The 26,793-nt window shown below is 74.6% G+C and carries 23 protein-coding genes; 12 read left to right on the forward strand and 11 right to left on the reverse strand.

The genetic code is table 11. The annotated features are described in order from the left end of the window. Window positions 1-3: 3 nt before the first annotated feature. From ACIBCA_RS27350 to ACIBCA_RS27370, 5 genes are read right to left on the reverse strand one after another with little or no spacing between them, the layout of a single operon-like run. Window positions 4-354 (reverse strand): hypothetical protein, encoded by a 351-nt coding sequence (locus ACIBCA_RS27350; RefSeq protein WP_396285660.1) that lies wholly within the window; start codon window positions 352-354, stop codon window positions 4-6. Window positions 355-375: 21 nt separating this feature from the next. Next, on the reverse strand, window positions 376-708 hold the full coding sequence (locus ACIBCA_RS27355) for a hypothetical protein (RefSeq protein WP_396285661.1): 333 nt from the start codon (window positions 706-708) through the stop codon (window positions 376-378). 26 nt (window positions 709-734) lie between these two features. Further along, window positions 735-1,595 carry a DUF3592 domain-containing protein gene (locus ACIBCA_RS27360; RefSeq protein ID WP_396285662.1) on the reverse strand — a complete coding sequence of 287 codons (861 nt, stop codon included), beginning with the start codon at window positions 1,593-1,595 and terminating at the stop codon, window positions 735-737. A 15-nt stretch (window positions 1,596-1,610) separates the two neighbouring features. Beyond that, on the reverse strand, window positions 1,611-2,678 hold the full coding sequence (locus ACIBCA_RS27365; RefSeq protein WP_396285663.1) for a hypothetical protein: 1,068 nt from the start codon (window positions 2,676-2,678) through the stop codon (window positions 1,611-1,613). A gap of 54 nt (window positions 2,679-2,732) precedes the next feature. Continuing rightward, a complete protein-coding gene (locus ACIBCA_RS27370) occupies window positions 2,733-3,206 on the reverse strand; it encodes a hypothetical protein (RefSeq protein WP_396285664.1) in 474 nt (157 codons plus the stop codon). Window positions 3,207-3,340: 134 nt separating this feature from the next. Between ACIBCA_RS27370 and ACIBCA_RS27375 the strand changes: the two genes are divergently transcribed. Beyond that, entirely contained in the window at window positions 3,341-4,150 is an 810-nt protein-coding gene (locus ACIBCA_RS27375; protein WP_396285665.1) for an alpha/beta hydrolase, read from the forward strand. 46 nt (window positions 4,151-4,196) lie between these two features. Here the strand turns inward: ACIBCA_RS27375 and ACIBCA_RS27380 are convergent, their stop codons facing one another. Continuing rightward, the gene (locus ACIBCA_RS27380) at window positions 4,197-5,537 is read right to left on the reverse strand and encodes a hypothetical protein (RefSeq protein WP_396285666.1); all 1,341 of its coding nucleotides are present in this window, start codon (window positions 5,535-5,537) and stop codon (window positions 4,197-4,199) included. A 139-nt stretch (window positions 5,538-5,676) separates the two neighbouring features. Between ACIBCA_RS27380 and ACIBCA_RS27385 the strand changes: the two genes are divergently transcribed. After that, on the forward strand, window positions 5,677-6,219 hold the full coding sequence (locus ACIBCA_RS27385) for an ATP-binding protein (protein ID WP_396285667.1): 543 nt from the start codon (window positions 5,677-5,679) through the stop codon (window positions 6,217-6,219). Here ACIBCA_RS27385 and ACIBCA_RS27390 read toward each other — a convergent pair. After that, window positions 6,150-6,539 carry a VOC family protein gene (locus ACIBCA_RS27390; RefSeq protein WP_396285668.1) on the reverse strand — a complete coding sequence of 130 codons (390 nt, stop codon included), beginning with the start codon at window positions 6,537-6,539 and terminating at the stop codon, window positions 6,150-6,152. The genes ACIBCA_RS27385 and ACIBCA_RS27390 overlap by 70 nt on opposite strands. A 172-nt stretch (window positions 6,540-6,711) precedes the next feature. On the opposite strand from ACIBCA_RS27390, the gene ACIBCA_RS27395 reads away from it, so the two are divergent. Next, window positions 6,712-7,185 carry a hypothetical protein gene (locus ACIBCA_RS27395; protein ID WP_396285669.1) on the forward strand — a complete coding sequence of 158 codons (474 nt, stop codon included), beginning with the start codon at window positions 6,712-6,714 and terminating at the stop codon, window positions 7,183-7,185. Window positions 7,186-7,194: 9 nt separating this feature from the next. Here ACIBCA_RS27395 and eccD read toward each other — a convergent pair whose 3' ends face one another. Beyond that, the gene (gene eccD / locus ACIBCA_RS27400; RefSeq protein WP_396285670.1) at window positions 7,195-8,589 is read right to left on the reverse strand and encodes a type VII secretion integral membrane protein EccD; all 1,395 of its coding nucleotides are present in this window, start codon (window positions 8,587-8,589) and stop codon (window positions 7,195-7,197) included. A 149-nt stretch (window positions 8,590-8,738) separates the two neighbouring features. Between eccD and eccCa the strand changes: the two genes are divergently transcribed. After that, a complete protein-coding gene (gene eccCa, locus ACIBCA_RS27405) occupies window positions 8,739-12,704 on the forward strand; it encodes a type VII secretion protein EccCa (protein ID WP_396285671.1) in 3,966 nt (1,321 codons plus the stop codon). Window positions 12,705-13,191: 487 nt separating this feature from the next. Further along, on the forward strand, window positions 13,192-15,600 hold the full coding sequence (locus tag ACIBCA_RS27410) for a hypothetical protein (RefSeq protein WP_396285672.1): 2,409 nt from the start codon (window positions 13,192-13,194) through the stop codon (window positions 15,598-15,600). A gap of 49 nt (window positions 15,601-15,649) precedes the next feature. Here the strand turns inward: ACIBCA_RS27410 and ACIBCA_RS27415 are convergent, their stop codons facing one another. Continuing rightward, window positions 15,650-15,991, reverse strand: a complete 342-nt coding sequence (locus ACIBCA_RS27415; protein WP_396285673.1) for a S26 family signal peptidase — start codon at window positions 15,989-15,991, stop codon at window positions 15,650-15,652. Between the two features lie 191 nt (window positions 15,992-16,182). Here ACIBCA_RS27415 and ACIBCA_RS27420 point away from each other — a divergent pair, with 191 nt between their 5' ends. The 3 genes from ACIBCA_RS27420 to ACIBCA_RS27430 all read left to right on the forward strand — a co-directional run bounded on the left by ACIBCA_RS27420 (window position 16,183) and on the right by ACIBCA_RS27430 (window position 18,498). Further along, a complete protein-coding gene (locus ACIBCA_RS27420; protein ID WP_396285674.1) occupies window positions 16,183-16,692 on the forward strand; it encodes a hypothetical protein in 510 nt (169 codons plus the stop codon). Then, complete coding sequence (locus tag ACIBCA_RS27425) at window positions 16,689-17,936, forward strand: sensor histidine kinase (RefSeq protein ID WP_396285675.1); 1,248 nt, start codon at window positions 16,689-16,691, stop codon at window positions 17,934-17,936. Before ACIBCA_RS27420 ends, ACIBCA_RS27425 begins: the two co-directional genes overlap by 4 nt. A 121-nt stretch (window positions 17,937-18,057) precedes the next feature. Further along, complete coding sequence (locus ACIBCA_RS27430) at window positions 18,058-18,498, forward strand: hypothetical protein (protein ID WP_396285676.1); 441 nt, start codon at window positions 18,058-18,060, stop codon at window positions 18,496-18,498. A 36-nt stretch (window positions 18,499-18,534) separates the two neighbouring features. On the opposite strand, the gene ACIBCA_RS27435 is transcribed toward ACIBCA_RS27430, so the two are convergent. Then, window positions 18,535-18,735 carry a hypothetical protein gene (locus ACIBCA_RS27435; protein WP_396285677.1) on the reverse strand — a complete coding sequence of 67 codons (201 nt, stop codon included), beginning with the start codon at window positions 18,733-18,735 and terminating at the stop codon, window positions 18,535-18,537. Between the two features lie 133 nt (window positions 18,736-18,868). On the opposite strand from ACIBCA_RS27435, the gene ACIBCA_RS27440 reads away from it, so the two are divergent. The 3 genes from ACIBCA_RS27440 to ACIBCA_RS27450 all read left to right on the forward strand — a co-directional run bounded on the left by ACIBCA_RS27440 (window position 18,869) and on the right by ACIBCA_RS27450 (window position 24,643). Continuing rightward, window positions 18,869-19,975 carry a hypothetical protein gene (locus ACIBCA_RS27440; RefSeq protein ID WP_396285678.1) on the forward strand — a complete coding sequence of 369 codons (1,107 nt, stop codon included), beginning with the start codon at window positions 18,869-18,871 and terminating at the stop codon, window positions 19,973-19,975. A gap of 67 nt (window positions 19,976-20,042) precedes the next feature. Further along, window positions 20,043-23,438 (forward strand): right-handed parallel beta-helix repeat-containing protein, encoded by a 3,396-nt coding sequence (locus ACIBCA_RS27445; protein WP_396285679.1) that lies wholly within the window; start codon window positions 20,043-20,045, stop codon window positions 23,436-23,438. Next, entirely contained in the window at window positions 23,435-24,643 is a 1,209-nt protein-coding gene (locus ACIBCA_RS27450) for a S8 family serine peptidase (RefSeq protein ID WP_396285680.1), read from the forward strand. Before ACIBCA_RS27445 ends, ACIBCA_RS27450 begins: the two co-directional genes overlap by 4 nt. A gap of 701 nt (window positions 24,644-25,344) precedes the next feature. Here the strand turns inward: ACIBCA_RS27450 and ACIBCA_RS27455 are convergent. Next, the gene (locus tag ACIBCA_RS27455; RefSeq protein ID WP_396285681.1) at window positions 25,345-26,142 is read right to left on the reverse strand and encodes a hypothetical protein; all 798 of its coding nucleotides are present in this window, start codon (window positions 26,140-26,142) and stop codon (window positions 25,345-25,347) included. 239 nt (window positions 26,143-26,381) lie between these two features. Here ACIBCA_RS27455 and ACIBCA_RS27460 point away from each other — a divergent pair, with 239 nt between their 5' ends. Continuing rightward, window positions 26,382-26,756 (forward strand): hypothetical protein, encoded by a 375-nt coding sequence (locus ACIBCA_RS27460; RefSeq protein ID WP_396285682.1) that lies wholly within the window; start codon window positions 26,382-26,384, stop codon window positions 26,754-26,756. The last annotated feature ends 37 nt before the right edge of the window (window positions 26,757-26,793 follow it).

A 26,793-nucleotide genomic window follows, 5' to 3' on the forward strand; every position in this document is an offset into this window, starting at 1 on the left:
CCGTCAGTCCCCCTGGGACCAGGCGGCGACCGGCAGCGACAGGTAGACGCCGAACTCCTCCAGCCCGGTGGCGGCGTGGACGCCCTCGTGCAGGGCGTCCACCCGCTCCTGCCGGTCGGCGGCCCTGCTGGCGAACCACTTGGACCTGACCTCGATCACCACGTCCAGCCCGCTGCGGTCCAGCGGCCCCAGCGCCCGGAACCGGATCTCCACGTCCCCCGGCTGGAGGTCCCCGTCGTACGGCTCCTCGGGGCACTCCACGGCGAGGGAGACCAAGTGCGGCAGCACCACGCCCAGTTCGCGCAGTACCGCCTCGGGCACGGAGGGGGAGTAGGTCACGTCGACGAGTGGCATGCCCGACACCCTAGCCGGGGCTCACCCCGTGAGCATCGGTCGGTCGGCGAGCCGGGCGACCTCGGCGAAGTAGGCGCGGAACAACGGCTCGTCGGCGCGCGGCACCCGGAACGCGGGCGAGGTGGAGTACTGGAACGCGGCCGGGTCGGTTCCGTACAGCGCGGCGTTCGGATCGCGCACGGTGCCGATGAACAACTGGCCCGGCTTGTCGGGCTTCTTGTACTGCACCAGCGCCCCGATCCACCGCAGCGGCACCCGGAGCTCGGACCTGCCCCTGCTGAACACCTCCAACACCCCCCGGTCCACGCGCAGATGAAGGTCCTCGTAGTCGAACGTGAGCGGCTCCTGTTCCATGGCGGGACGATAGCCCGCCGCCCGCGTCACAGCATCACCGCCCCCACCACGGCGGCCGCTGTCACGGCCAGGACGCCGACGATGTTGACGACGATGTCCCAGTGCCAGGAGTTGCGTTCGGCCTCGACGTCCAGGACGAAGCGCGCCGGGTCGTCGGGGGAGTAGTGGATCGTGACCTCGAGCCCCCGCGATCCGGCCGGGTTCTTCAGTCCGGACTCGCAGTAGGCCGTGACGGCCCTGCCGTCGAGGGTGGTGAAGGTGAGGACCGGGACCAGACGGGTGGAGGTGCCGGTGTCGGCGTCGACGGTGACATTCTTGAGGACGGCGACGACCCGGGCGGGAACGGCGACCATGGCGTCCAGCGCGCCGATCCGGCGGCGCCGGTCACGGAGGTTCCCCGGCAGGTGGTACAGGCCGGACAGCGCCCACGGGCCGCAGAAGCCGATGAGCGCCCACGGCCAGCCCCGGTCGATCGCGACGACCGTCACCACGCCGGCGTAGACGAGGAACAGCGCGAAGTTCGCCCAGCCGAGCCCGCGCCCGCCCTCGGAGAGGTGATTGGCGAACCGGAAGGCGTGGGGCAGGCCGCGCGGGTACAGGACGCCGATCTCCCGGCCCGTCCAGGCCGCGTCGATCGAATCGCCGGGCCCGCCGTCATTGGTGACGGTGAACTCCTGCCCGGTGGAAGGGTCCTGGAAGGAGACCAGCACGGATATCCCGTCCGACGGGGAACTCCCGTGCCGGGGCTCGTCCACCCGCTCGATCCGCCCCTTCACGCGGACCGTCCGCTGCGCCTTCGTCACCCCGGCGAGCGACCTCCCGTACCCGACCAGCGCCAGCGCGCCGAACACGCCGCACCACAGCGGCAGATACCCGTACCAGTCCATCGTCCTCCTGCCACCTCACCGCGCCGGAGCGCGGCTCGTCACTCGGCCCCGTCCGTCCGCCTCCAGCGTGGCCATGCCCTCGGCGCCGGTCACGACGACCCTGATGACGAGCGAGCCGGTGAGACGCTCGACGGTGATCTGCCAGCTCTGCGGGGAGCGGCCCCCGAGGCCGGTGGTGGCCTCCTCGACCAGAGCGGGGAAGCGGTCGAAGGGCAGCGTACGGGGGTCGAACCCCGGGGCCTGCGTGCCGGGTGGCGAGAACACTACCGACAACTGGCGCTCCTGCACGACGACGGTGAGCGCCTGGCCCGTGAACCCACGCTGGGTGATCGAGCCGAGGGCCCGCTCCAGCTCTCCCTGCTGGAGAAACGACTGCCCCGGGCCGAGGGCGACCGTTCCGGAGGCCGACGAGACGACCGTGGTCGACGACGTCGCGGAGACGCTGACCGACGGCTTCGCCGCGTCGTCGACCCGGTCGAACAGCTCCGTACGGAAGAACAGCACCACCGCCGCCGCCCCGAGCAACAGCCCGAGCAGCCCGACGATCCCGAAGGCACACCCCTCCGGCGGCGCGACCACCGTGGCCGGCCCGGGCACCGAATCGAGCCGCGCCGAGGCCGCCCGCTCCTCCCACTCCGGCGTCGGCCGCTTCACGATCTTCGCCCGCCACGGCCGGTCCGGCGGGTACTGCACCACCACGACCCCGCGCGGCTGGTAGCGGGGGAGGTCGACGAGGTTGATGTCCTGCTTGACGGCGACCCGGTGCGCCGGCCCGTCGTCCGGCACGACGGACAGCTCGAACCGCACCGACGCGTCGCTTCTCTCGTCCCTGTCGGCCGCCAACTCCTCGATCACCGCGAGCGCCGTGCACGGCACCACCGCCGCCTCCCGCGCCCGCCCGGGCGCCCCGGCGAGCCGGACCAGCACCCCGTAGACCACGGGAACGACCAACCCCGCGACGAACAACGGCGGTCTGTCGACGACGGAGCCCACGACGAGCGCCGCCAGCGACCCCCCGACCACCCCGCCGGTCAGGAACGACCAGGCGAACGCGGCGGGCGTGCTGTGCGTGGTGATCGTCATACGGGTGATTCTGCTGGGATCAGCCGGCGTTGAACAGATCCCGGCACCGTCCGCTCACCGCCGTACACCCTGCGGCCACAGAACCTCCACGGGCACGCCCCGCTCGCAGGCGTACGCCACCACGTCGGCCGTCCCGCCGAAACCCCGCGCCGGCAGCCCGTCCCAGACGGCGAGGAGCCTGTCGACGCGCTGGACGAGCAGTTCGCTCCCCGTCATGTGCGAAGCCTCGTTCGAAGCGATCAACCCCGTGCGGTGCACGGCGCCGGCCCGCGCCAACAGCCCGTCGTAGACCGGGTGATGCCACCGCGGCAACCCCTCCCGGTACTCGGACGCGGGAACGACCACCTCCAGCCGCCCACCCAACGCGAGCGCCATCTCGGCGATCCAGGCATCCGGCCCGTCCGCGATGCACGACACCACCGTCAGCTCCACCGAATCAGCCCTCATCAGCGCATCGGCGAGCAACCGCCGCACCCGCGCCTCGACTTCGCCCGCCAACTCGCGATGCCCCGTGATCCCTATCCGCATGTCACCGGTCCCTCTGTCCCCTCGCCGCGCATCATCGATCCATCCCTCGTTCAACCGGTGCAACGCCGCCGGTTCCATCGAGTTGTGTACCCACGGCGCACCCCGGCACCCCGCTGGATGGCTACCATCTGCTCATGGTCGATCACGAGACGGCGTTTCGTTCCCTGGACGGTACCGCGTTGTTCGGCACGGTGTGCGCCACCGGCACGCGAGGTCCGGCAGCGGTGCTGGTCCACGGCTCGGGAGTGACCCGGGAGGAGGGCGGCTTCTTCACTCGCCTCGCCGCCGGGCTGGCAGCCTCGGGGGTGACCAGCCTGCGGTTCGACCTGCGGGCGCACGGCGCCAGCGGCGGGCGTGAGTCGGAGCTGACGATCGCCTCGGTGGCCAACGACATCCGCGCGGCCGGCGACCACCTGCGCACGGAGACGGGCAGCGCGGGCGCGGTGCACGTGATCGCCGCCTCGTTCTCCGGCGGGGCCGCCGCTCTGCACGCCGCCCACCGGCCCGGCGATGTCGACAAGTTGGTGCTGTTCAACCCGCGGCTGGACTACAAGGAGCGGTACGTCACCTCCCGGCCGGGCTGGTCGGAGGACTACCTGTCCGGGGAGACGGCGGCGCGGCTGGAGAAGCAGGGCTTCACCGAGAAATCGCCGTTCGAACTGAACCGGGCCCTGCTCAACGAGGTCTTCCACCTGGACACCCCGGCCATCCTGGCCGGAGTGCGGGCCCCGGTACTGATGGTGCACGGCACTGCGGACACCTTCGTACCCGTCGAGTCCTCCCGCCGGCACCGGTCGATGTTCGGCGGCCCGGTGGACCTGGTGGAACTCGACGGCGCCCAGCACGGCTTCGCCGTCCACGACGACCCCAAGTATCTGGACCCCCAGTCGCAGGCATGGCAGCACGAGGTCATCGAGCGGGTGACCACCTTCCTGGTCGGTTAGGAGACCGCCAACTCGCGCAGCGGACGACGAGGCCGAATCCCATGGCTCACGCCGCCTTCTGGCGGGCGACCTCGCTGGTGCGGTCGCGCAGCTGCCGGACAGCGCGGCTGGGGGAGTTGGCGGGTAGGGCGCGGGTGAGGGCCTGGAAGTGCTCGTCGCCGCGTACGGAGCTGATCGTGAGGTAGTCGTCGAGGAAGGTGTCCCAGGTGGCGCAGGCCGCGTCGAGGTGGCCGCGTTCCATCTGGCGGCGGGCCAGCAGGCCGTTGCCGTGGACGCGGCCCTGTTTCTCGTTGGCGGGGCGGGTCCGGTTGGAGAGCTGGAGTTCCTTGATCGCGCCCGGCAGGTCGCCGAGCTCGTACAGGACGTGCGAGACGTGGAAGTGGTACGCGGTCTGGTCGTAGCCGCCGACCGCGTCGTTGCGGCCCTCGGCCCGGGAGAGGGCGGTCTCGGTCTCGGCGAGGCGCGCGAACGCCTGCCGGCGGTCCTTCACCATGGCCGCGCCGTGCGCCTGCTGCCCGGTGAGGAAGGCCCGCAGGCGCGGACCGGCGGCGGGTGCGGCCTCGGCGGCGGAGTCGGCGAGTTGAAGGGCCTTGGGGCCGTAGCCGAGGTTGGACGCCTGGAGGGCCATGCCGCGTAGGGTGCGGCAGTACGTGACGTGGTCCTGCGCCTCGCGGGCGAGCTTGAGCGCCTGGACGTAGTACCGCTGGCCGAGGCCGTGGGCGGTCTCGTACATCGCCATCCAGCCGGTGAGGTACGTGAGGTCGGCGGAGGCCGCCAGCAGGTCGGCCTTCACCTTGGCGGTGCCCGACGCCTGGAGCCACGGCCCCACCGAATTCACCAGGAACGCCGCAGCCATCGGCCGGGCGTGCGCGGCACCGAGTTCGTCGAGGATTCCGGCGATGCGGTCGGTCATCGTGCGGACGGTCTGCACCTCGCCTGCCCCGACGCGCACCGTCCGACCAGCGGCGGCGGGGGAGATCCGGTCGGCGGTGTCGTCGAACAGGGGGATCGTCAGCGCGAGCGAGTAGAGCCCGGCCGTGAGAATGCCCCTGCGCGACGGATCCATGTCAGCCTTGCCGATCGCCATCAGATCGGACAGAACCCCCCGGTCGGCGCGCGAATCGCCGTCCGCCTCGAAGCCGGTCTCACCGGGCGTCACAGGCCGGCCGAGCCGCCGGGCGAATACCTCCCGGACCACCTCGCGCACCTCGACCCGGGGCCGGGTGCCGGAAAGCCAGTGCGAGACGGCCGACTTGTCGTGCGTGAGCCGCAACCCGGCCTCGGTGCCGACACGGTTCACCGCACGGGCGAACTGATCGTTGCCCCACCGGGCTTGGTGCATGAGTGCGGCGAGTTCGATGTTCGGTGTGCGTGATCGGTGCGCCATCGATCCGTCCCTTGTTCAACCGGTTCAACGCCTGGACCAGCTTGGCCGGTTCTCCCGAGCTGTGTACCCGCGTTGACTGGTCATCAGCCATTCGGACGCCTCGGAACGGCTGCCGACTCGTCGATGCGTGGAGCTTCCCGTGATCCTCAGCCCGCTCGCCAATGCACGCTTTCCGGTGCCGCTGGAGTGGGGCGAGCCGCCGGGACCGGGCGCGGTCCCGGCGGCTCGGCGGCTGGTGGTGGCGATCCTGCGGGAGTGGGAGGTGCCGCTGTCCGCCTCGGAGTTCCAGGAACTGGCGCTGTGCGCGAGCGAGGTGATCGCCAACGCGCTGGTACACACGGGGGAGCGCTGCGCCGTGACCGTACGGCGCAGCGCTGGGCGCGTGCGGGTGGAGGTGTCCGATTCCTGCCCGTCGCTGCCGCGACCGGAGCGTGATCCCGAAGGGACCAGCGGGCGCGGCCTGCTGCTCGTCGAGGCGCTGGCCCACGCCTGGGGCTGGCACCCGGCCGGGCCCGGCAAGGTGGTGTGGTTCGAGTTCGTGACGGCACCGGAACGGCCGTGCCCCACGCATGGGTGGGGCACGGCGGGCGGGCTTCGCGGGTTGGGGGCCGGTCAGGCGGTCGGGGTGTTCTCGGGGTACCAGCGGAGTTCGACGGTGTTGCCGTCCGGGTCCTGGACGTAGAGGGAGGTCGCGGTGCCGCGGGCGCCGTAGCGGGGGCCGGGGCCGTCGAGGACGGTGAAGACGCCGGAGTCGACGACCTCCTGCCAGTCGAGGGGTTCGACGGTGAGGCAGATGTGGTCGACGTTGGACTCGTTCCGGGGGCGGTGGAACAGGTCGATGATGGTCGCGGCGTTGACCCGGACGGACGGGAAGGACACCTTGCCCGCCCGCCATTCCTCGACCCGGACGGGCTCCAGACCGAGCAGGCCCGTGTAGAAGGCCAGTGAGCGCTCGATGTCGGCGACGTTGAGGACGAGGTGGTCGAGGGCGATGACGCGCATGGGGGTGTGCTCCGGGTGGTGAGGGTGGTCGTGGTGACGGGTTCCACGATCCCCCGGATCCCGGGCCGGTATCAAGATCGAATGATGATCGTTTAGCTGGACTCAACGATTCTGACCTGGGGCCGTCGGCCGCAGGGGCGGCCTTGTCGTAGGTGGCGCTTACGGTTCGCCCATGAACGTTCCCGAGGTCATCCGCATCAGCCACGAGCCCGACTACCGCACGAGCACCATCGGGCGCTTCCAGGGCGGCCAGTTCTTCGCGTCCGTCACGGCGGCGTTCCCCGAGGGGTGGAGCGGGGACGACTGGCAGCCGCAGAAGCGGTGGTTCGCGGTGCTGCACCGGTTCGACGAGGGCGGGCGACATGTCGACTCGCGCATTCAGTCCACCGGGACCACGGCGGACGGTGAGCGGAAAGCCGTTGACGCGGCCGGTCGACTGCTGGACGGGTGGCTGGACGAGCTGGCCGGGCGGGAGTACCGGGACATCGTCATCGCCCCCTTCGAAGTGCGCTTCGAGGGGGCGCTGTTCGGCCTGGTCGTCGAGATCGACGAGGACGAGGACGAAGAGGAGGACGGCGTCTGGATGGAGCTCTACCCCGACGGCCTCGGCTTCCAGGCCCCCTGGGACGGCTCCTACGACACCTGACCGCGCCGCTCAGCTCATCAGCCCCCGCAGCTGGTGGTACACCCCGCACGCCTGCATCGCCAGCGGCAGCAGCGACAGCGCGCACAGCGTGTGCAGGATGTCCGCGAGCCGCCCCCAGTACGGCAGCAGCCGCCGCCCGGGCACCGTCCACCCGGCGATGAGCAGCGCCGCCGCGAGGCCCAGCAGCGCGCCGAGCAGCCCCAGCCGCCCGGTCGCCGACGCGGAGCCGGCCTCGCGGGCGAGCAGCGCCAGCACCCCGTACGCGCCCGGCAGCAGCAGCGCGAGTCGCTGGCGGATGCTGCCGATGGCGCGCCCGTGCAGCAGGAGCAGCAGGGACAGCGCCCCCGCCTCCCACGGGCCCGCCCACCCGTCCGCGAAGGCCAGCACCGTCAGGCAGCCTGCGGACACCGCGCCGATGGCCGTGTACAGCGCCATCAGGTAGTCGTCGGCGACGAGGGCGCGCGGCAGGACAGCTTCCGCAGGCACGGGCTCGATGTTCTCCTGGAGTTCCTCCGCGTTGCGCGGCAGCATCGGCAGCCGCAGCCCGGACAGCCGGAACGCCATCGACGGCACGAACGCCCCGACGAGTACCGCGAACACCGCGACCAGCGACACCAGCTCGGAGGGCGAGAGACCGGACAGCACCAGCACCCCCGCCAGCACCCCGATGACGGCGACGAGCACGATCCCCAGGAACAGCGGCGCCGCCGCCCCCACCGCCGCGAGCGCGAGCACCGCCGCGCCCGCCCCCGCCGAGGAGGCGGCCAGCACCTGCGCGCCCAGCACGTCGGAGGAGCCGGAGCCGGAGCCGGCCCCGCCGGGCAGCAGCAGCGCCGCCAGCCCCAGGTACGGCACCGCCGCCGCGCCCAGCGCCGCGCCCGTGCCGGCGTCGGACATGGCCCGCGAGGCGCTGGCCGCCCCGAGGAGCAGCAGGACCGCGACCGCCCCGGCGGCCGCCTCCCGGGCGTGGGCCGGGCCGGGGAGGGCGAGGAGCACCCAGCCGACGGCGAGGGCGGTGAGGGCGAAGGCGAGGGCGAGGCGGCGGGTGAGGACGGGGCGCCAGCTGTCGCCGCGCTCGTCCATGCCGGTGGCGACGCCGTCGACCAGGTCGTCGAAGTGGACGGTGGGCAGGGCTTCGTGGCGGGCCCGGAGGTAGACGGTGTCGCCGTCGTGCAGGCCGAGGGCCTCGGCGGTGGTCTCCTCGTCCAGGGGCTCCTCGCCGAGGCGCTGGAGCACCCAGCCTCCGTGTTCCAGGCCCTCCTCGGCGAGTTCGGGGCCGGCGTGGGCCACGACGGCGGGCAGCAGGTCGGCCAGGGGCACGTCGGCGGGGACGGCCAGTTCGAAGGCCGTTCCCGGTGCGTGGAACCTCAATCGGCACAGTCCTGCCACGACACTGCTGCTCACGCCGGTCCTCCGGTTCGGTGAATGCTCTCCGCCCGGTTGAACGGCCTGCCGGGCGTGCCGCGTTCAACCTGAACCCGACGCGGTGCACCGTCCGTGGGTCAGATCGTGAGCGCGGAGAGCGTGGACGGCGTGTCGATGAGGAGCCCCGAGTGAGTGTCGAGCTGGTCAGCCGGACGCCCCGGCGCCCGGGGCCCGAGATGCCGGACGGCGAGATCCAGCTCCAGGAGCCGCCGGGCCTGCCGGAGAAGCAGAGCGGCATGGCCGGTGTGATCGCCATGGCCCCGATGGCGCTCGGCTCGCTCTCGATGGTGTTCATGTTCCTGCACCCCGGCGGGGGCGACGGCGGCGGTGGGGCGCTCAGCTACGTGGCGATGGGCATGATGGCCCTGTCCGCGGTCGGCATGCTCGTCACCCAGCTGATCCGCGGTTCCAGCGACCGCAAGCAGCAGCTGCGCGCCGAGCGCCGCGACTACCTGCGCTACCTCGCCCAGATGCGCCGCCAGGTGCGCCGCGCCATCGACGCCCAGCGCAAGGCGCTGGCCTGGCGCCACCCGGCCCCGGCCGAACTGCCGTCCCTGGTCGGCACCAGCCGCCTGTGGGAGCGCCGCGCCGCGCACCCGGACTTCAGCGACGTGCGGATCGGCATCGGCGCCCAGCGCCTGGCGACCCCGCTCGCACCGCTCTCCACCAAGCCCGTCGAGGATCTCGAGCCGCTCTGCGCGCACGCGCTGCGCCGCTTCATCCACGCCTACGGCACCGTCGCCGACCAGCCGATGGCGATCCACCTGCGCGGCTTCTCCCAGGTGCTGCTGCGCAGCGACGACGAGGCCGCCGCCCGGGATCTCGTCCGGGCGCTGGTCGCCCAACTCGCCGTCGTGCACGGCCCGGACGAGCTGCGCGTGGCCGTGGTCGCCGACGACGCCCGCCGCGCGGACTGGGACTGGGCGAAGTGGCTGCCGCACGCCCTGCACCCGACCGAGACGGACGGCGCCGGGCCCGTACGACTCGTCGCCGGCAGCCTCGTGGAGGCCGAGCAGCTGCTGGGGGAGGAGTTCACCGGCCGCCCCGGCTTCGAGCCGGACTCCGTGCCGCACCGCGACGAGCCGTTCACCGTCATCGTCCTGGACGGCCCCGGCGCCCACACCGGCAGCCGCGCGGCCCTCACCGGCTACCGCAACACCGTGATGATCGACCTGGCCGACACCCTGGAGTGGCGGGCCTCCCGCGTCACCCTGCGGCTGCGCATCGAGGACGGGCGCCTCGCCATGGTCGGCGCCGACCGCAACCGCAAGGACGTCGTCACCGACCTCGGCCGCCCCGACGTCCTCACCGCGGCCGCCGCCACCCGCCTGGCCGCCCGGCTCGCCCGCTACCGCATCGCCGACGGCGTGGACGCCGCCGAGCCGCTCGCCACCGACTTCGACCTCTCCGCCCTGCTCGGCATCCCCGACCTGCACGCCCACGACGTCGAGGCCCTGTGGGCGCAGCGCGGCATCCCGCAGCGCCTGCGCGTGCCGCTGGGCCTCGGCCCGGACGGGCGGCCCGTCGACCTCGACCTCAAGGAGTCCGCGCAGGGCGGCATGGGCCCGCACGGCATGCTGATCGGCGCCACCGGCTCCGGCAAGTCCGAGCTGCTGCGCACCCTGGTGCTGGCCCTCGCCGTCACCCACTCCTCCGAGGTGCTCAACTTCGTCCTCGTCGACTTCAAGGGCGGCGCGACCTTCCTCGGCCTCGACACCCTCCCGCACACCTCCGCCGTCATCACCAACCTCGCCGACGAGGCCGCCCTCGTCGACCGCATGCGCGACGCCCTGCACGGCGAACTCGTACGCCGCCAGGAGCTGTTGCGCGAGACCGGGTACGCGTCGCTGCTGGAGCACGAGACGGCGCGCGCCGCCGGTGCGGCGCTGCGGCCGCTGCCCACCCTGTTCGTCGTCGTCGACGAGTTCAGCGAACTCCTGTCCGCGCACCGGGACTTCATGGACCTGTTCGTGATGATCGGCCGCCTCGGCCGCTCCCTCGGCGTCCACCTGCTGCTCGCCTCCCAGCGCCTCGACGAGGGCCGGATGAGCGCGCTCGAGTCGCACCTGTCGTACCGGATCGGCCTGCGCACCTTCTCCGCGATGGAGAGCCGCGGCGTCCTCGGCGTCCCCGACGCCTACCAGCTGCCCTCCTCGCCCGGCAACGGCTTCCTGCGCAGCGACACCTCCACCCTCACCCGCTTCAAGGCCGCGTACGTCTCCGGCCCCTACCGGCCCAAGCGCCGCGCCGGGCAGCACGCCGCCATCGCCGGGCAGGTCGTCGCGTACGGCACCGACTATGTGATGCCCCGTCAACTCCCGGTCGCGGCCGTCGAGGTGGAGGAGGAGCAGTCCGCTGGCTCGCTGCTCGAGGTCGCCGCCGGACGGCTGCGCGACGCCGGGCCGCCCGCCCACCGCGTCTGGCTGCCGCCCCTGGACGTCCCGCCCACCCTCGACGAACTGCTGCCCCCGCTCGTCCCGCACCCCGAGCGCGGCCTCACCACCGCCGACGAACGCGCCCACGGCGCCCTGACGCTGCCCGTCGGCGTCGTCGACCGGCCCTTCCAGCAGCTGCGCGACATGCTCACCGCCGACCTCTCCGGAGCCGGCGGCCACGTCGGCATCGCCGGCGCCCCGCAGAGCGGCAAGAGCACCCTGCTGCGCACCCTCATCACGGGCCTCGCCCTCACCCACACCCCGGCCGAGGTCCAGTTCTACTGCCTCGACTTCGGCGGCGGCACCCTCTCCGCCCTGCGGGGCCTGCCCCACATGGGCGGTGTCACCGGCCGCCACGACGCCGAACGCGTCGTGCGCACCATCGCCGAGGTCAACGCCGTCATCACCCGCCGCGAACGGTACTTCGCCGAACTCGGCATCGACTCCCTCGCCTCCTTCCGCCGCCGCAAGGCCGCCGGCGAACTGCCCGACGACCCGCACGGCGACGTCTTCCTCGTCGTCGACGGCTGGAACACCCTGCGCCAGGAGTTCGGCGACCTCGTCCAGCCGCTCACCCTCATGTCCCAGCGCGGCCTCAACTACGGCGTCCACCTCGTCATCGGCACCACCCGCTGGGGCGAGATCAGCAGCGCCCTGCGGGACCAGCTCCAGACCCGCTTCGAACTGCGCCTCGGCGACGCCATCGACTCCGTCATCAACATGCGCGCCGCCGCCAAGGTCCCCAAGTCGCCCGGGCGGGGCCTCACCGAGGAACAGCTCCACTTCCTCGCCGCCCTGCCCCGCATCGACGGCTCCGGCCACGCCGACGACCTCGGCGAAGGCGTCGCCGACCTCGTCGACGCCGTCGCCGCCCACTGGACCGGCCCCCGCGCCCCCGAGGTGCGCACCCTGCCCCTCACCCTCGACGTCGACCGCCTCCCCGCCCCCGAAGGCCGCCTGCGCGTGCCCATCGGCCTGGAGGACACCGAGGTCTCGCCGCTGTGGCACGACTTCGAGGAGAGCCCCCACCTGCTCGTCGTGGGCGACAGCGAGGCCGGCAAGACCAACATGCTGCGCCTGATGATCCGCGCCATCACCACGGCCTACACCCCGGCCGAGGCGCGCATCATGCTCGTCGACTACCGCCGCGGCCTCTACGACGCCGTCCCCGAGGAGTACCGCCTCGGCTACGCCGTCGCCGTCGACAAGCTCCGCCAGATCGTCGACGGCGCGTCGCGCGCGATGAAGAACCGCATCCCGCCCGCCGACATCACCCCCGCCCGCCTCAAGCTCCGCGACTGGTGGACCGGCCCCGAACTCTTCGTCCTCGTCGACGACTACGACCTCGTGGGCTCCACCAGCGGCGCCCACCCCTTCGCCGCCGTCCTGGAAGACCTCTCCCAGGGCGCCGAGATCGGCCTCCACCTCGTCGTCGCCCGCGGCGCCAACGGCATCGGCCGAGCGATGAGCGACCCGCTGATCCGCAAGCTCCAGGAGGTCAACTCCCCGACGCTGCTCATGTCCTGCCCCCCGAGCGAGGGCTACCTCTGGAACAACGTCAAGCCCCGCACCCTCCCCGCCGGCCGCGGCCTCTACATGACCCGCCGCCGCACCGTCCAGGTCCAGACGGGCCTCCTCGCGGACGCGGACCCGCAGTGACGGGCCCCGGCCCCGTGCGGGCGGTCGGCGGGTCGCGGGCCGCGCGGCGGCGGGTGGCAGCCGGCGCGGCGCCGTCGGCACGGCGGCACGGTCCGGCGGCGGGACGGAGGTTCCGTCGCTCGGTGGCAGCCGGCGCGGCGCCGTCGACCCGGCACCGCGCGGAACCCACGGATGCGCGGCTGATGGTTCGGTGCGTTCAGCCGGTGCGGACGGCACGTCCTCTGCGAGTGGCAGGGCTCCCGTTGCGTCCCGCACCGGGTGGTGCCCCCGAGCCGGCGGTTGGCGCGGTGCCGTTCCTCCGGCGCCGCGCCCAGGCGCCGGAGGGGCGGTTGTGTCGGTTGCGCGGCGCTGCGCGCGGGGCGGAACGTGCGGACCGCCGTGCGGGTGAGGTGAGTTGCGCTCGGTCTGGCAGCGCCCGGCGGGTGCGGAGCCGGAGCGGTGTGGCGTCGGTTGTCGGTGGTGTGCGGGTCGGTCGGGAGATGGAGTGATGGGCGGTTCTACGGCGTCGACGTTGCGGGCGCTCGGGGCGCACTATGTGATCGCGCCGGTCGGGGCGGAGGCGGACGGGCTGGCGGAGGCGCTGGCGCCGGTGCGGGCGGAGGCGCGGGCGCTGCTGCTGTTCGCGGCAGCGGCCGATGCGGCGCCCGTGCTGCTGGCCTCGCTGGACGAGGTGGCGAAGGCGGCGGCCGACCGTGGCGCCGAGGTGCTCGTCCTGGCGGCCTCCGGCCTCGCCGCGCCCGGCCCGGACGGGCGGCGGCCGGCCGAACTGCTGGCCGCGCGCTGCGGATTGACGGTGGTGGCACCCGACGCGGTGGTCAGCATCGAGGCGGACGGCACCCTGCTCGCCGTCGACGGCACCTGGTGGCGCTGCCGCCCGTACGGGAACGGCGCGCCCGCCGACGCCCTGGGCGCGTACTGGCCGGCCGCCGCGACCGTCACCCCGCTGGGCGGCAGCGCGTACCGGGTCACCGAGACCGCCGTGAGGTCGGCGCCGGCGGTGCTGGGGCAGGCGGACGCGGACGGCCTGCTGCTGGTCCTCGGCGAGCCGGACGGCGGGCTGCCGAGCGGTCCTCAACTCGCCAATGCCGCCTCCCTGTTGCTGGAGGAGCACGGCGACCCCGAGCGACTGACGCTGAGTGCACCCTGGGCGGAGCCGGTCGCGCTGATCGAGCTGGTGGCCGTGGTCGCGGCCTCGCTGGGCCGGGAGGTCCGGGCGGCGGTCGGCGTACCGGTCGGCGAGCAGCGGCACGTCCACCCGGCGGCGGACGGCGGCCCCGGGTGGGAGCCGTACCTGACCGAGCTGGTGGCGCGCCCCAGCGACCGTACGGTGACGGCGGTCGGCTGGCGCACCCGGCCCGACCTGCCGCCCGTACCCGGCGTGGCGCGCTACCCCGCCTTCCCCGGCTGGGAGTTGGAGGCGGTGGCGGCCGGCCTGTGGCTGCGCCCGGCGGCGACCGCCGACCGAGGCCCGCGCCTGCGGCGCCCGGACCCGGCGGGCCCGGTGCTGGTCGTCGGCACGCCGGGGCGGCCGGTGCCCGAGACGGTGTGGGATCACCTGGGCGCGCTGCTGGGCGCTCTGCCGCCCGCGCCGGGGCGGCTGGCGCTCACGGTGGCGGGGGCGCTGGACGTGGAGTCGCGGGCGGTGGGGCGGTTCTGTGCGCGGCTGTACGGGCTGGAGTGGGTGGAGGGGGCTGGGGCGGTGATGGGTGGAGGGCCAATGTTGGCCCCTGCGCCTGCTCCCGAGCCTGAGCTTGAGCCTGCGGCTGTCGCCGAGCCCGTTGAGGTTGAGGAGCCGGAGGCTGCCCCCGAGCTTGAGCCGGCTCCGCCGACGCCGATGGTCACGGTGGCGAGTGCCAACCCCGAGCCCGTCGAGGTCGAGGAGCCTGAGACCGCCCCCGAGCTCGAACTGGCTCCGCCGACGCCCATGGTCACCGTGGCGAGCACCGGCCCCGAGCTCGAGCCGGAATCCGAGCCGGAACCGGAATCCGAGCCCGAGCCCGAATCCGAGCCGGAGCCGGAACCCGAGCCCGAGCCCGAGCCCGAGCCGGAACCCGAGCCCGAGCCGGAACCCGAGCCCGAGCCGGAACCCGAGCCCGAGCCGGAACCCGAAGCAGCCCCGGAGCCCGAACCGACCAAGGGGCCAAAATGCGCCCCCACCACCCCCGACCAGGACCGCGCCGCCCTGGTCGCCCAACTCGGCCCCACCTACCACCGCCTCGCCCGCCGCGCGGACGACGCCGCCACCCGCCTGCCCGCGCTGCGCGTCCAGGCGGCGGAGGGCGACGCGGGGCCCGAGCTCGTCGCGGTGCTGCTGCACCAGGGCGACAGCAGCCCCCTCGCGCCCCGCGCCGACCTCCTCGCCGCCGCCCGCTCGGGCGTGCCCGAGGCCGCCGAGGTGTACGGCCCGTACCTGCGCTGCCTCGCCGCCGGCCTGCGGCGGCTGCCCAGCCACTACGGCGGCGTGCTGGTGGCCGGTCCGGCGGACGCGGCGGATCCCGGGCGGTACGCCCCGGGCACGGTGCTGGCGGAGGCGGCGCCGGTCAGCGGCGTCGCGGCGCCGGGGGTGGATCTGGGGGACGGCGTGGGCGTCGAGTTCGCCATCTGGTCGGTCGGCGGACGCCGCAGCTCGGCCTTCGGCGAGCCGGGCGACCAGCCGTCCGTGATCTTCGCCCCGGGCACCGAGTTCGAGGTGATCGATGTGGACCCGGCCGACCCGGACACCGGCCGCCCGCTGCGCGTGCTCCTGCACGAGATCGGTGGCGTCCGCCCGGGCCCCGACCGCCTGCGCGGCTGGCTCGCCCGCCGCGACGCCGTCGCCCCCGCCGACCGCGTGCGGCCCGCCGACCCGTCCCGCTACCTCCTCGACCTGGGCGCCGCCCGGTCGGCAGGGGAGTAGCGGCTGCCCATGGGGTCGGGGGCGGGGTCGGCAGCCGCCGCCCCCGCCCTCAGCGGAGCTTCCCCGCCGCCCCCGGCCGGGCGACGCCGTCGACCGACAGGCAGATCCCGTACACCCGATCGTGCCCCGTCCACCCGTTCACCCGCCCCCGGTTGTTGCTGATCTGCACCCGTCGGCGCGCCGGGTCGACGGCCGACACCAGGTGCAGGTACACCGTCCCGGCGACGCGGGCGAGGACGATGTCGCCCGGCGCCAGCAGCGCCGGATCGGCGGGGGCGACGACCACCGCCTGGCGGCTGCGGATCAGGGGAACCATCGACGTCCCGCTCGGCCGGAACTCCACCGTGGCGCCCTCGGCCACCCGCCTCGCCACCGCGTCCAGAGCGCCCATCCCGCGATGCTCGCACCGGGCCGGACCCGCGGTCGAACGGATTTCCGCGCGGCTCCCGCCGCCCGCGTATTCCACTCGCACGGGCCGCTCCCGGGCGCGCCCGGCCGCGAACCCGGGTTAGGACTGGACGGGAGATCATCCGGCCACCGCCCGGCCCCGCGCCCGGCGGCCTCACCCCCAGGGATCCCCGCATGAACGACTCCCCGACCGTCGGTGCCACCGTGCACCTCATCGAGCCGGACGGGTCCGCCGGGCCGGTCCTCGCGGACGGGTTCCTCGCCGGGCCGACGACCGTGCTGGTGCCGAACCCGCCGCAGACCGTCGGCGACCCCTGGCAGCGCTACCTGGTGCGGATCGGCGCGGAGGACGCGCGGGTGGCCGGGACGAGCCTGGCCGCCACGTCGGCGGAGGGGTTCCGTACGGCGGCGGCCGTGCTGGCGCTGGTGGAGCCGCCCAGAAGTGCCGGGCTCGCCGACCTGCCCATCACGCTGTCGGCGCTCACCGACAGCCTGCGCCGCAACCGGGGCGACCTGTGGTCCGCCTACGCCGGCCTCGGCTTCCCGGTCGGGCCCCCGAAGGGGGACGGCGCCGAGGTGCCGGCGGAGACCTGGTGGCTCTCCCACGTCGGCGACGATCTGTCCGTCTTCGCGGCGGGCATCTGCTGCATCAGCGTGAACTGCGGTGGCTGCAGGAAGAAATGAGCCCGCCACCCTCCGTGCACCGCCGCCACTGGCTGCGCTCGACGCGGCTTCAGGACGCGGCGCTCGCGCTCGCCGTGATCGTCCCCGAGGCGTTCTTCTTCGGGGCCCCGGTCGCCCCCGGCGCCGACACCCGCAGCCGGCTGGAACTGGTCGCGTTCTGTCTGCCCGAGTTCCTCGCCCTGCTGTACCGCCGCCGGTGGACGCTGCCGTCCTTCGCGGTGGTGTGGGCGGTGGCGGTGAGCGCCGACCTGGTCACCGCCACCACCGACTTCGAGTTCACGCCCTACTTCGGCATGCTGGTCGCGCTCTACACCGTCGCCCGGCAGTGCGGTCGCCCCGCCGCGCTGGCCGCGCTCGCGCTCGCCCTGGTGCCCTCGGGGCTCGCGATCCGCTACACCGTGGAGCAGCTCGCCATGCCCGGCCACCGCACGGCCGCGCTGATCGCGGGCATCGCCTTCTACCTGCCGGTGACGGCCGCGGCCTGGGGTATCGGCGTCTGGTCCCGGGCGGTGGCGGAGGCGGCCGCCCGGGACCGGCGCGAACTGGCGCGCGCCCGCCGCGCCGTGGCGCACGAACGCACCAGGATCGCCCGCGAGTTGCACGACATCGTCGCCAACGCGGTGGCGGTGATGGTGATGCAGGCCGAGGCCACCCGCTCCACGGCCTGCGCCCAACCGGCCCGTACGGACGCCTCCTTGGCCCGGATCGAGGAGGTCGGCCGCGCGGCGATGGCCGAACTGCGGCGCCTGCTACGGCTGTTGCGAACCGCCGAGGCATCCATGGAGCAGGACGAGCAGCGGGAGCCCGAGCCCGACACCACCCGCCACGGACTCGCCGACCTGGCCACCCTGCTGGAGGACGTGCGCCGCGCCGGAGTGGCCGTGGACCTCGAAGTGTCCGGCACCCCGGCGCACTTGGACGACAGCCTCGACCTGACGGCCTACCGCCTCGTGCAGGAGGCCGTCACCAACGTCACCAAGCACGCCGGCCCGGGCAGCCGCGCGGTGGTGCGCGTCGACTGGTCGGAGGTGCTGCGCCTGGAGGTGGTGGACGACGGCGCCGGGCGCAGCAGCCGCAGCGCCGCCCGCGGGCTGTCCACGGGGCACGGGCTGCTGGGGCTGGCCGAGCGCGTCGCGCTGTTCGGCGGCGAGCTGTCCGCCGCGCCGTACCGCTCGGGCTTCCGTGTCACGGCCACCCTCCCGCTCACCCCCGCCCTTCCGCCGGAGAACCGGTCGGCTGGATGAGCCGGATGAGCCGCTCGGCCGGGTGAGCCGGTCGGCCGGGTGAACCGGTCGGCCGGATGAACCCCGGGGCGCCGGCCGTCCGTGGTGAGGGGAGAGGCTCGGCGGCAGAAGGAGTACGGGAATGGGCGAGGAGACGACGGTGGACGGCGGGTTCCGGCTCGCGGCGGTGTTCGACGTGGTGGACCCGGTGACGGGCCCGGGCTTCGCGCCCGACCGGCCGCGGCTCGGGCAGGCCGAGCAGGAGACCTTCGTCCGGTACCTGAGCGAGGGCGAGGCCGTGCTGCTGACGCCCATGCTGATGGACGACGTCCTGGACCCGCAGCGCCGCGGCGTCGTCCCGATGGGCTTCCGCACCGACGGCCGCTGGGTCTGGACCGACACCGTGACGTACTACCTGCGGGAGTACGGGCTGGCGCCCGAGCCGGAGCTGCTCGCCCACCTGCGCGCCCAGGGCGACCTGCCGTGCCCGCAGCCGTCCCCGGAGGCGCTGGAGCGGGCGGTGGCCTTCGTGCTCACCCCGCCCGGGGAGCCGGCCGAACCGGTGTGGACGGTCGGGTCCTGAACCCGGCTGAACCAGGTCGGGCACGCCGTCCGTAGCTCACCACAGGAGTGTCGTCGAGCGCAGGGGAAGCATGGTGGGCGAGGAGAAGCGCGGCGGGGCGGGGGCCTCGGGCTCGGCCGGGTTCCAACTTCCGGCGGTGAACTGGGCGTTGGCGGCCGAGGAGCCGGAAGCGCCACCGTCGGAGCCTGAAGTGCCGCCGTCGGGGGCGGAAGCGAGGAGTGGGACGATCGGCGCCACCGCGCCCCTCCCGCAGACCGTCGCGCCCCCGGCGACCCCGGCACCCCCGGTACCGGACTCCGAGGCGGAACCCGATCCGGACCCGGCGGCCGCCCTCGCGGTGCCCGCGCCCGCCGCGCCCGCCGTGCCAACTGTGGCCGTCGTCGCGGAAGCGGCCGCCGCCACCGTCGCGGCCGAGCCGGACACCGCCGGCGAGAGCGACCCCGGACCGCGCCCCGGCCGGGTCTCCCGCCCGATGATCGCGGCGGCCGTCGCGGTCGGACTCGTCCTGGTCGGCACCTCCGTGGTCGTCACCCGCCTGGGCCACGACCCCAAGCAGGGCCCCGCCCGCGCCGACAACCCGCCCGGCTACGGGCAGAGCGACGGCGGCGGCAGCGGCTTCGCCCCCACCTTCGACGAGCACGGCGGCACCAGCGGCTCCGGCGGCACCCCCGCCCCGGACGGCCAGGCCGGCGCACCCGCCCCGGCGCCCGACGGCGGCACCGCCGCGCCGGGCGACCAGTCGGCCGCCGTCCCCAACGGGAGCACCCAGGTCGTCCCCGGTCAGCCCGCCCACCCGGGCGCGGCGGCCCCCGGCACCGGTGGCACGGACACCCGCTCCCAGGGCGGCGGCTCGGCCGCCTCCGGCGGCTCCTCGGGCGGATCGAGCGGCGGCTCCACGAGCGGCGGGTCCTCCGGCGGCGCCACCGGAGGCTCCGCGGGCGGCGCCGCCGCACCGCCCCCCGCCACCCAGCAGCCGGCCCCGCCGCCCAAGCCCGCCCCCGTCGTCGCCATCGCCGGCCCGTACTGCGACGCCAAGGGCAGCGTCAAGATCAACGGCTGGTTCGACCAGGGCGTCTCCGGCTGGCGCAAGAACTCCGGCGGCTGGGGCAGCGACGGCTGCAACGGCACCTACGTCTCGATGCCCATGTCCGGCGCGGCCGGCAAGGACGACAACGGCAACTCGGTGGTCTGGTCCTTCAGCGGCCTGGGCAACGTCAGCAGCTGCGCCGTCGCCGTCTACATCCCCGGCAGCAGCGACGTGAAGAACGTGGGCGGCAACCCCTCCGTCTACACCGTGAGCAGTGGTGGCTCGTTCAACATCAACCAGACGGCCTACCGCGGCAGTTGGTTCAACGCGGGCACCTTCCCCTACCAGGGCGGGCTCTCGATCACCCTGCACAGCCGCGGCGTGGACTGGGGCGGCAACCAGTACGCCCACCACGCCGCCAGCGCCGTCCGCGCCACCTGCACCTCCTGAACCCCGCCGCTGATCCCCGCCGCCCCGGCGGGGCCCACCACCCCATGACGAAGGGAACCCCCAGGCAATGTCGCGCCCGGTGCTGACGGTCTGCGCGGAGCGGCAGGAGCCCGGCTCCTACCGCACGATCGGCGAGGCCGTCCAGGCGGCCCGCAGCGGCGCCGTGATCTCGGTGCGCCCCGGCCGGTACGAGGAGAACCTCGTCCTCACCAAGGTGGTGAGCATCACCGCCGAGGACGTCCGCGGGAGCGTGCGGATCAGCCCCCGGCGCGGCTCCGTCGTCCAAGTCCTCGCCGAAGCCGTCCAGTTGACGGGCCTCATCCTCCAGGGGCAGGACGAGGACCTGCCCGCCGTCGACGTCCCGCGCGGCCAGCTCGCCCTCCAGGACTGCGAGGTCGTCGGCAACTCCTGGACGGCCGTGCTCACCCGCCAGCAGGGCGAACTGGCCATGCGCGGCTGCCGGGTGGTCAACACCGCCGGGGCCGGGCTCGTCGAGACCTCCACCGGCAACAGCGTCATCGAGGACAGCGTCGTCGAACACCTCGGCACCTCCGCCCTCGTCATCGGCGAACGCGCCAACCCCACCGTGCGCCGCTGCGTCCTGCGCGACGCCCGCGGCAACGGCGTCTGCGCCAACGGCGAGTCGCGCGGCGTCGTCGAGGACTGCGAGATCTTCGCCACCGACAAGCCCGCCGTCGCCATCGAGGAGCAGAGCACCACCCGCCTGCTGCGCACCGAGATCCGCGACGCCGCCCTCGGCGTCTTCGTCGGCACCACCGCCCGGGCCGTCATCGAGGACTGCACCGTTACCGCCGTGCGCGGCCACGGCTACGTCCTCACCAACGGCACCGACCCCGTGCTGCGCCGCTGCCGCGCCGTCCGCCCCCAGGGCAGCGGCGTGCACGTCTCCGGGCGCGCCCGCGGCACCCTCGAGGACTGCGAGGTCAGCGCCGCCGCCGGGCCCGGCATCCACGTCGGCGAATCCGCCGGGCCCAGCGTGCTGCGCGCGATCGTGCGCGACAGCGAGGGCGACGGCGTCGAACTCACCGGCGAGAGCGCCGCCGAGTTCGACCGGCTGGAGGTGCACGACAGCTCCGGCAACGGCGTCGTCGTCCGCGAGGGCGCCAACCCGCTGCTGCGCCGCTCCACCGTCACCAACGCCGCCGCCCACGGCATCGAGGTGCTGCGCGACGGCCGCGGCCGCATCGAGGAGGCCACCGTCCTCGACTCCGGGCAGCACGGCGTGCGCATCAGCGACGGCGCCAACACCTACCTCGGCGGCTCCCAGATCCGCGGCGCCAAGTCCAGCGGCGTCTCGATCGGCGCCGAAGGCATCGCCACCCTGCGCGACGTCGAATGCGCCGACAACACCTACGACGGCGTCAGCGTCGAACGCGGCGGCGAACTCACCGCCACCCGCGCCCGCTCGCGCGCCAACCGCCGCCACGGCCTCCACCTGATGCCCGGATCCCGTGCCACCCTCACCGCCTGCCAGTTCACCGGCAACACCGTGGACGGGCTGCGCTCCGAATCCGCCGAGCCCGTACGGCTCACCGACTGCGTCACCGCCGAGAACCAGGGCGCCGGGCTGCGCCAGAGCGAGCCCACCGAGCGCCTCGCCGTCGAGAACCTCGACAGCCACGACAACCGCTCGCCCGACGCCCACGGCACCGCCTCGGCCGCCTCCGCCGCGCCGGTGGCGTCCTCGGCCTCGGGTTCCGGCTCCGGCTCCGGCTCCGGGGACGCCACCGAGGGCGCCACCCCGGCCGAGGCGACCGCCGCGCCCGGCCCCCAGGGCCCCCAGGCCGTCCTGCAGACCCTCGTCGGCCTGGACGGCGTCAAGGAGCAGGTCGCCACCCTCGTCAACCTCAACAAGCTCGCCCGCCGCCGCGAACAGGCCGGCCTGCCCGCCCTGCCGATGAGCCGCCACCTCGTCTTCGCGGGCCCGCCCGGCACCGGTAAGACCACCGTCGCCCGGCTCTACGGCGCGATCCTCGCCGAACTCGGCGTGCTGCGCAGCGGCCACCTCGTCGAGGTCGCCCGCGCCGACCTCGTCGCCTCGATCATCGGCGGCACCGCCCTCAAGACCACCGAGGTCGTCAAGGAGGCCCTCGGCGGCGTGCTCTTCATCGACGAGGCCTACACCCTCTCCGCCGGCTCCGGCGGCACCGGCCCCGACTTCGGACGCGAGGCCATCGACACCCTCGTCAAGCTGATGGAGGACCACCGCGAGGACCTGGTGGTCATCGTCGCCGGGTACGAGACCGAGATCCGCGACTTCCTCGCCTCCAACCCGGGCCTCGCCTCCCGGTTCAGCCGCACCGTCGAGTTCCAGAACTACAGCGTCGGCGAGCTGACCACCATCGTCGAGCACGCCGCCGGCGGCCACGGCTACGAACTCGCCGACGGCACCCGCGAGGCCCTCGCCATCCACTTCGACAAGATGCCCAAGGGCCCCGACTTCGGCAACGGCCGCGCCGCCCGCAAGGTCTTCGAGGAGATGGTCGACCGCCAGGCGTCCCGCCTCGCCGTCCTCGACAACTTCGACAACGCCGACCTCACCCGGCTGCTGCCCGCCGACGTCGGCGAGCAGGCCGCCGCGGCCGCCGCCCGCGCCGCCGCCGGGCAGGACGAGCCCGCCGAACCCGGCCTGCTCGACCGGCTGCGCGCCATGGTCGGCCTCGGCGCGGCCAAGCAGCAGGTCGAGGACCTCGTCAACCTCACCCGCCAGACCCGCCGCCGCGTCGAGGCGGGCCTGCCCGCCGCCACCGTCAGCCACCACCTCGTCTTCTCCGGCCCGCCCGGCACCGGCAAGACGACCGTCGCCCGGCTGTACGGCCAACTCCTCGCCGAGCTCGACGTCCTGCCCGCCGGCCAGCTCATCGAGACCGCCCGCGCCGACCTCGTCGGCCGCTACATCGGCCACACCGCCCAGCTCACCCGCGACGCCTTCGAACGCGCCCGCGGCGGCGTGCTGTTCATCGACGAGGCGTACACCCTGACCCCGCGCCACGGCGGGGGAGGGGACTTCGGGCAGGAGGCCGTCGACACCCTCATGAAGCTGATGGAGGACCACCGCGACGAGGTCGTCGTCATCGTCGCCGGGTACGAGGACGAGATGCGCGGGTTCCTCGCCTCCAACCCCGGCCTCGCCTCCCGCTTCTCGCGCGAGATCACCTTCGACCACTACGCGGACGACGAACTCGTCACCATCGTGCGCCTCCAGGCCGAGACCGCCGGGTACAGCTGCACGCCCGAGACGCTCGCCGCGCTCGGCACCATGTTCGGCTCCGTCCCGCGCGACCGCTCCTTCGGCAACGGGCGCTTCGCACGGCAGGTGCTCGAGTCGATGATCACCCGGCAGGCCGGGCGCCTCGCCACCCTCGACGTCGCCGACCTCGACGAGCTCAGCCTGCTGCTGCCGCAGGACATCCCGGCCGAGCGCACCGGCAGCCTCGCGTGAAGCGTGCCTCCGTTCTGGTGCTCGCCGTCGCGCTGCTGCTCCCCACCGCCGGCGCCGCCCTCGCCGACTCCCCGGACGCGCTGCCCGGCGTCACCCAGCAGCGGCGCGACGCCGGCGGCAAACCCGCCGGCTGCCTGCCCCCGTCCACGAAGAGCACCGCGCTCACCCCCTGGCCGCAGACCTTCCTGCGCCCCGAACGGGCCTGGCCGCTCAGCCGGGGCGAGGGCGTCACCGTCGCCGTCGTCGGCTCCGGAGTCACCGACGGGGCCGGGCTGCTCGCCGGACGCCTCGACCACGCCCCCCGGCTCCAGGGCGCCGGGGACCCCGCCCAGGACTGCGTCGGCCACGGCACCTTCCTCGCGGGCCTCATCGCCGCCGACCGCCGCGACGGCACGGGCTTCGCCGGGCTCGCACCCCGCGCCCGCATCCTCGCCGTCTCCGTGACGGACGAGGGCGGCACCACCACCCCGGACCTCCTCGCCCGCGGCATCACCGCCGCCGCCGACGCGGGGGCGAAGGTCATCGCCGTCGGGGTCGCCCTGCCCTCCGGGAACGACGCGCTCGCCGCCTCCGTCCGGGCGGCGCGGGCCAAGGGGGCGCTGGTCGTCGCCCCCGCCGGCCCTGACGCCACCGTCGGCACCGGCAAACTCCCGCCCGCCTACCCGGCCGCGTACCCCGAAGTCCTCTCCGTCCGCGACCTGACCCCCGCCGGCACCCTGCCCGAGGGCACCCCCGGCGGCCGCGTCGACCTCACCGCCCCCGGCGACGCCGTCATGGGCCCCGGCCCCGCCGCCGGCGGCTACTACACCGGCGCCGGCCCCAGCTTCGCCACCGCCTTCGTCGCCGCCACCGCCGCCCTCACCCTCGGCTACCACCCCACCCTCACCCCCGACCAGCTCACCCGCCGCCTCGAAGCCACCGCCTACCGCACCGGCGACCCCGCCTACGGCTACGGCACCGTCGACCCCGTCGCCGCCGTCGCCGCCGTCACCCGCCTCACCGCCCCCGACCCCACACCTCCGCCCCCCACCCCCCAGGCCCTCACCCTCCCCCCACCCCCACCCGAGGACCCCGCCCCCACCCACGCCACCCTCATCGCCCTCACCTCCCTCGCCGTCATCCTCCTCACCACCGCCGCCGCCACCCTCACCCCCCGCGCCCGCACCCGCTCCTACCACCCCGGCCGCCTCCCCACCGACCCCTAACCCCCGCGGCCCGCCCCCACACCCCCGAACCCACCGGCACAGCCGAGCGAGCGCCACGGCCGAACCACCGAGACACAGAAAGTCGCCCCACCCGACTTCCCGCGCACCACCCCTGCCCGGCCCGCCCCTTCGGGCGTGGGCCGTCGGAAGCCATCGCGCGGGAAGTCGGCCCACCTGACTTCCCGTGCACCACCTCTCCCCAGGCAGATTGTGCGGCGGCAGCCGAGCAGCCATGGAGCAGGAAGCCCACCCATCTGACTTCCCGCGCACCACCCTTGCCCCGAATCGCTTCCCCACTCGCCCCCATCGCGCAGGAGGCCGCCCACCGCGGCGCAGGAAGTCGACAGAGTCGACTTCCTGCGCGCCTGCCCCTTGCCTCCGGGTGTTCTTTGACGTGCCGCCATCGTGCAGGGGCCGCGTACCTGGCCGCAGGGTGGGGGGCGTGGGAAGTCGGCCGAGTCGACTTCCCACTCATCACCTTTGGGGTCGCCCATTCGCCGCATGGCAGGCGCGCAGGAAGTCGACGGAGCCGACTTCCTGCGCGCGGCCCCCCTTGCCTCGGGCCGCTACGCCCCTCGGCGCCATCGCGCTGGGGCTGCCCGCCGGACCGCAAGGGTGGTGGCGCAGGAAGTCGGCCGAGTCGACTTCCTGCGCGCCGCTGTGGGGCGGGACGGGCCGACTCGGGGGGCGTGCGTTCGAGCTCAGGGAGTGTCCGGGGGGTGGCGGTCTGCCATGGCGTCGCCGATGAGGGCGGCGGCTTCGAGGTAGGTGGGGCGGGCGCGGCGGGAGGTGGGGGTGGGGAGGGTGAGGGTGGCGCGGGTGCGGGGGGTGAAGTGGGTGAGGAGTTGGGGGGTGGGGACGGTGGGGGAGCCGGGGGGTGGCGGGGTGAAGAGGACGGTGGCGTCGGGGCCGAGGCGGTCGAGGTGGGCGGAGGCGTTGCGGGCGCCGGTGGGGGTGGCGGGTTCGCAGACGATGACCTGGTCGGCGAGGGGTGCGAGGTGGGGTGCGGTGGTGGCGTCGGTGAGGACGACGGGGGAGAGGCCTCCGGCTTCGGCGAGGGCGCGGGGGTAGTCGCCGTCGGCGGGGAGGGTGCGCAGCAGCAGCCGGCCCGTGCGGACCTCGCCCTCGCCGGGCCCGGTCGGGTCGAGGACGATGACGGGGTCGGCCCGGTGTTCGGCGAGCAGCGTGCCGAGCAGCGTGGCGACCCCGGCGCCGCCGGAGCCGACCACGGCGATCCGGTGGCAGACGCGCAGCGGCGTGCGGATCCGCGCGATCAGCTGACGCCGCCGCGCCTCCCGCCCCTGGGGGAGGGCGAGCCGCCGCCGCGGGGAGGCCGCGGCGGGCGGCGGCGGAGGAGCCCAGGTCTCGGCGACCGGCGGTGCGACGACGGCCCGGGGCCGCTCCGCGGGCGGGATCAGGACGGTGCCCAGCGGGTCGAGCGGCTTGCGCGGCACGAGCGGGACGGGTTCGGGCCACACCGCCGGGGTGTAGTCGCCCATCGCCTGACCTCCCGGATCGCTGCCGCCCCTGCATCCGCTTCCACGTCCCCGGGCCCGCCGGGGGTTCAGCAGCGGGTTCAGCTGAACCGGCCCGCCGACAGGCCCCGTTGAGCGGGTCGGGGCGCAGGGAGCGTCCCTCAGGAAAATCCCCTGCCGCGACGGCGGCCACTCGCTACCGTCTGCCACGGACCAGGAACCGGCAGCAGTCCCGAGGACGGGGCGGGGGAGGCACGAGAACGATGGACGCGGACGAGCCACGGGCGCGCGAGTGGGTGACGGAGCTGGTACGGGAGCAGGCCCCGCCGAGGCCGGGGCGGGCCGCGCTGGCGGTGCCCCGTCAGCCGGCCGCGCAGGTGATCGACGTGGCCCGGCGCCTGGCGGTCGCGGCGGTGCCGCGGGTGCGGCGCAGGCCCGATCCGGTGCCGGACCTGCTGCGGGTGGCGCGGGCCCTGGTGGTGGACGAGCACCCCTCGGCGCCCGGGTGGTCGGCGGCGGAGTGCGCGGAGTTGGCCGATTGGGTGGCGCTGCTGATCGAGCACCGGGGTGAGGACGGTGTTCAGCACCTGGTCAGCGCCCTCAACGCCGCCGCAAACGTCCGGGCGGACGGACGTTAGCGAAGCGTTGGTGGCGCATTTGCGACGCCCGGCAGGC

Source organism: Kitasatospora sp. NPDC051170, from assembly GCF_044455705.1.
GTDB lineage: Bacteria > Actinomycetota > Actinomycetes > Streptomycetales > Streptomycetaceae > Kitasatospora.

Excerpts from the sequence above, each read along its gene's own strand:
- ACIBCA_RS27350 (WP_396285660.1), bottom strand. The coding sequence starts at position 354 with ATGCCACTCGTCGACGTGACCTACTCCCCCTCCGTGCCCGAGGCGGTA.
- ACIBCA_RS27425 (WP_396285675.1), top strand. The coding sequence starts at position 16,689 with ATGAGCCCGCCACCCTCCGTGCACCGCCGCCACTGGCTGCGCTCGACG.
- ACIBCA_RS27360 (WP_396285662.1), bottom strand. The coding sequence starts at position 1,595 with ATGGACTGGTACGGGTATCTGCCGCTGTGGTGCGGCGTGTTCGGCGCG.
- ACIBCA_RS27430 (WP_396285676.1), top strand. The coding sequence starts at position 18,058 with ATGGGCGAGGAGACGACGGTGGACGGCGGGTTCCGGCTCGCGGCGGTG.
- ACIBCA_RS27355 (WP_396285661.1), bottom strand. The coding sequence starts at position 708 with ATGGAACAGGAGCCGCTCACGTTCGACTACGAGGACCTTCATCTGCGC.
- ACIBCA_RS27445 (WP_396285679.1), top strand. The coding sequence starts at position 20,043 with ATGTCGCGCCCGGTGCTGACGGTCTGCGCGGAGCGGCAGGAGCCCGGC.
- ACIBCA_RS27415 (WP_396285673.1), bottom strand. The coding sequence starts at position 15,991 with ATGGGCGCTCTGGACGCGGTGGCGAGGCGGGTGGCCGAGGGCGCCACG.
- ACIBCA_RS27380 (WP_396285666.1), bottom strand. The coding sequence starts at position 5,537 with ATGGCGCACCGATCACGCACACCGAACATCGAACTCGCCGCACTCATG.
- ACIBCA_RS27420 (WP_396285674.1), top strand. The coding sequence starts at position 16,183 with ATGAACGACTCCCCGACCGTCGGTGCCACCGTGCACCTCATCGAGCCG.
- ACIBCA_RS27410 (WP_396285672.1), top strand. The coding sequence starts at position 13,192 with ATGGGCGGTTCTACGGCGTCGACGTTGCGGGCGCTCGGGGCGCACTAT.
- ACIBCA_RS27365 (WP_396285663.1), bottom strand. The coding sequence starts at position 2,678 with ATGACGATCACCACGCACAGCACGCCCGCCGCGTTCGCCTGGTCGTTC.
- ACIBCA_RS27375 (WP_396285665.1), top strand. The coding sequence starts at position 3,341 with ATGGTCGATCACGAGACGGCGTTTCGTTCCCTGGACGGTACCGCGTTG.
- ACIBCA_RS27390 (WP_396285668.1), bottom strand. The coding sequence starts at position 6,539 with ATGCGCGTCATCGCCCTCGACCACCTCGTCCTCAACGTCGCCGACATC.
- ACIBCA_RS27460 (WP_396285682.1), top strand. The coding sequence starts at position 26,382 with ATGGACGCGGACGAGCCACGGGCGCGCGAGTGGGTGACGGAGCTGGTA.
- ACIBCA_RS27370 (WP_396285664.1), bottom strand. The coding sequence starts at position 3,206 with ATGCGGATAGGGATCACGGGGCATCGCGAGTTGGCGGGCGAAGTCGAG.
- ACIBCA_RS27455 (WP_396285681.1), bottom strand. The coding sequence starts at position 26,142 with ATGGGCGACTACACCCCGGCGGTGTGGCCCGAACCCGTCCCGCTCGTG.
- ACIBCA_RS27395 (WP_396285669.1), top strand. The coding sequence starts at position 6,712 with ATGAACGTTCCCGAGGTCATCCGCATCAGCCACGAGCCCGACTACCGC.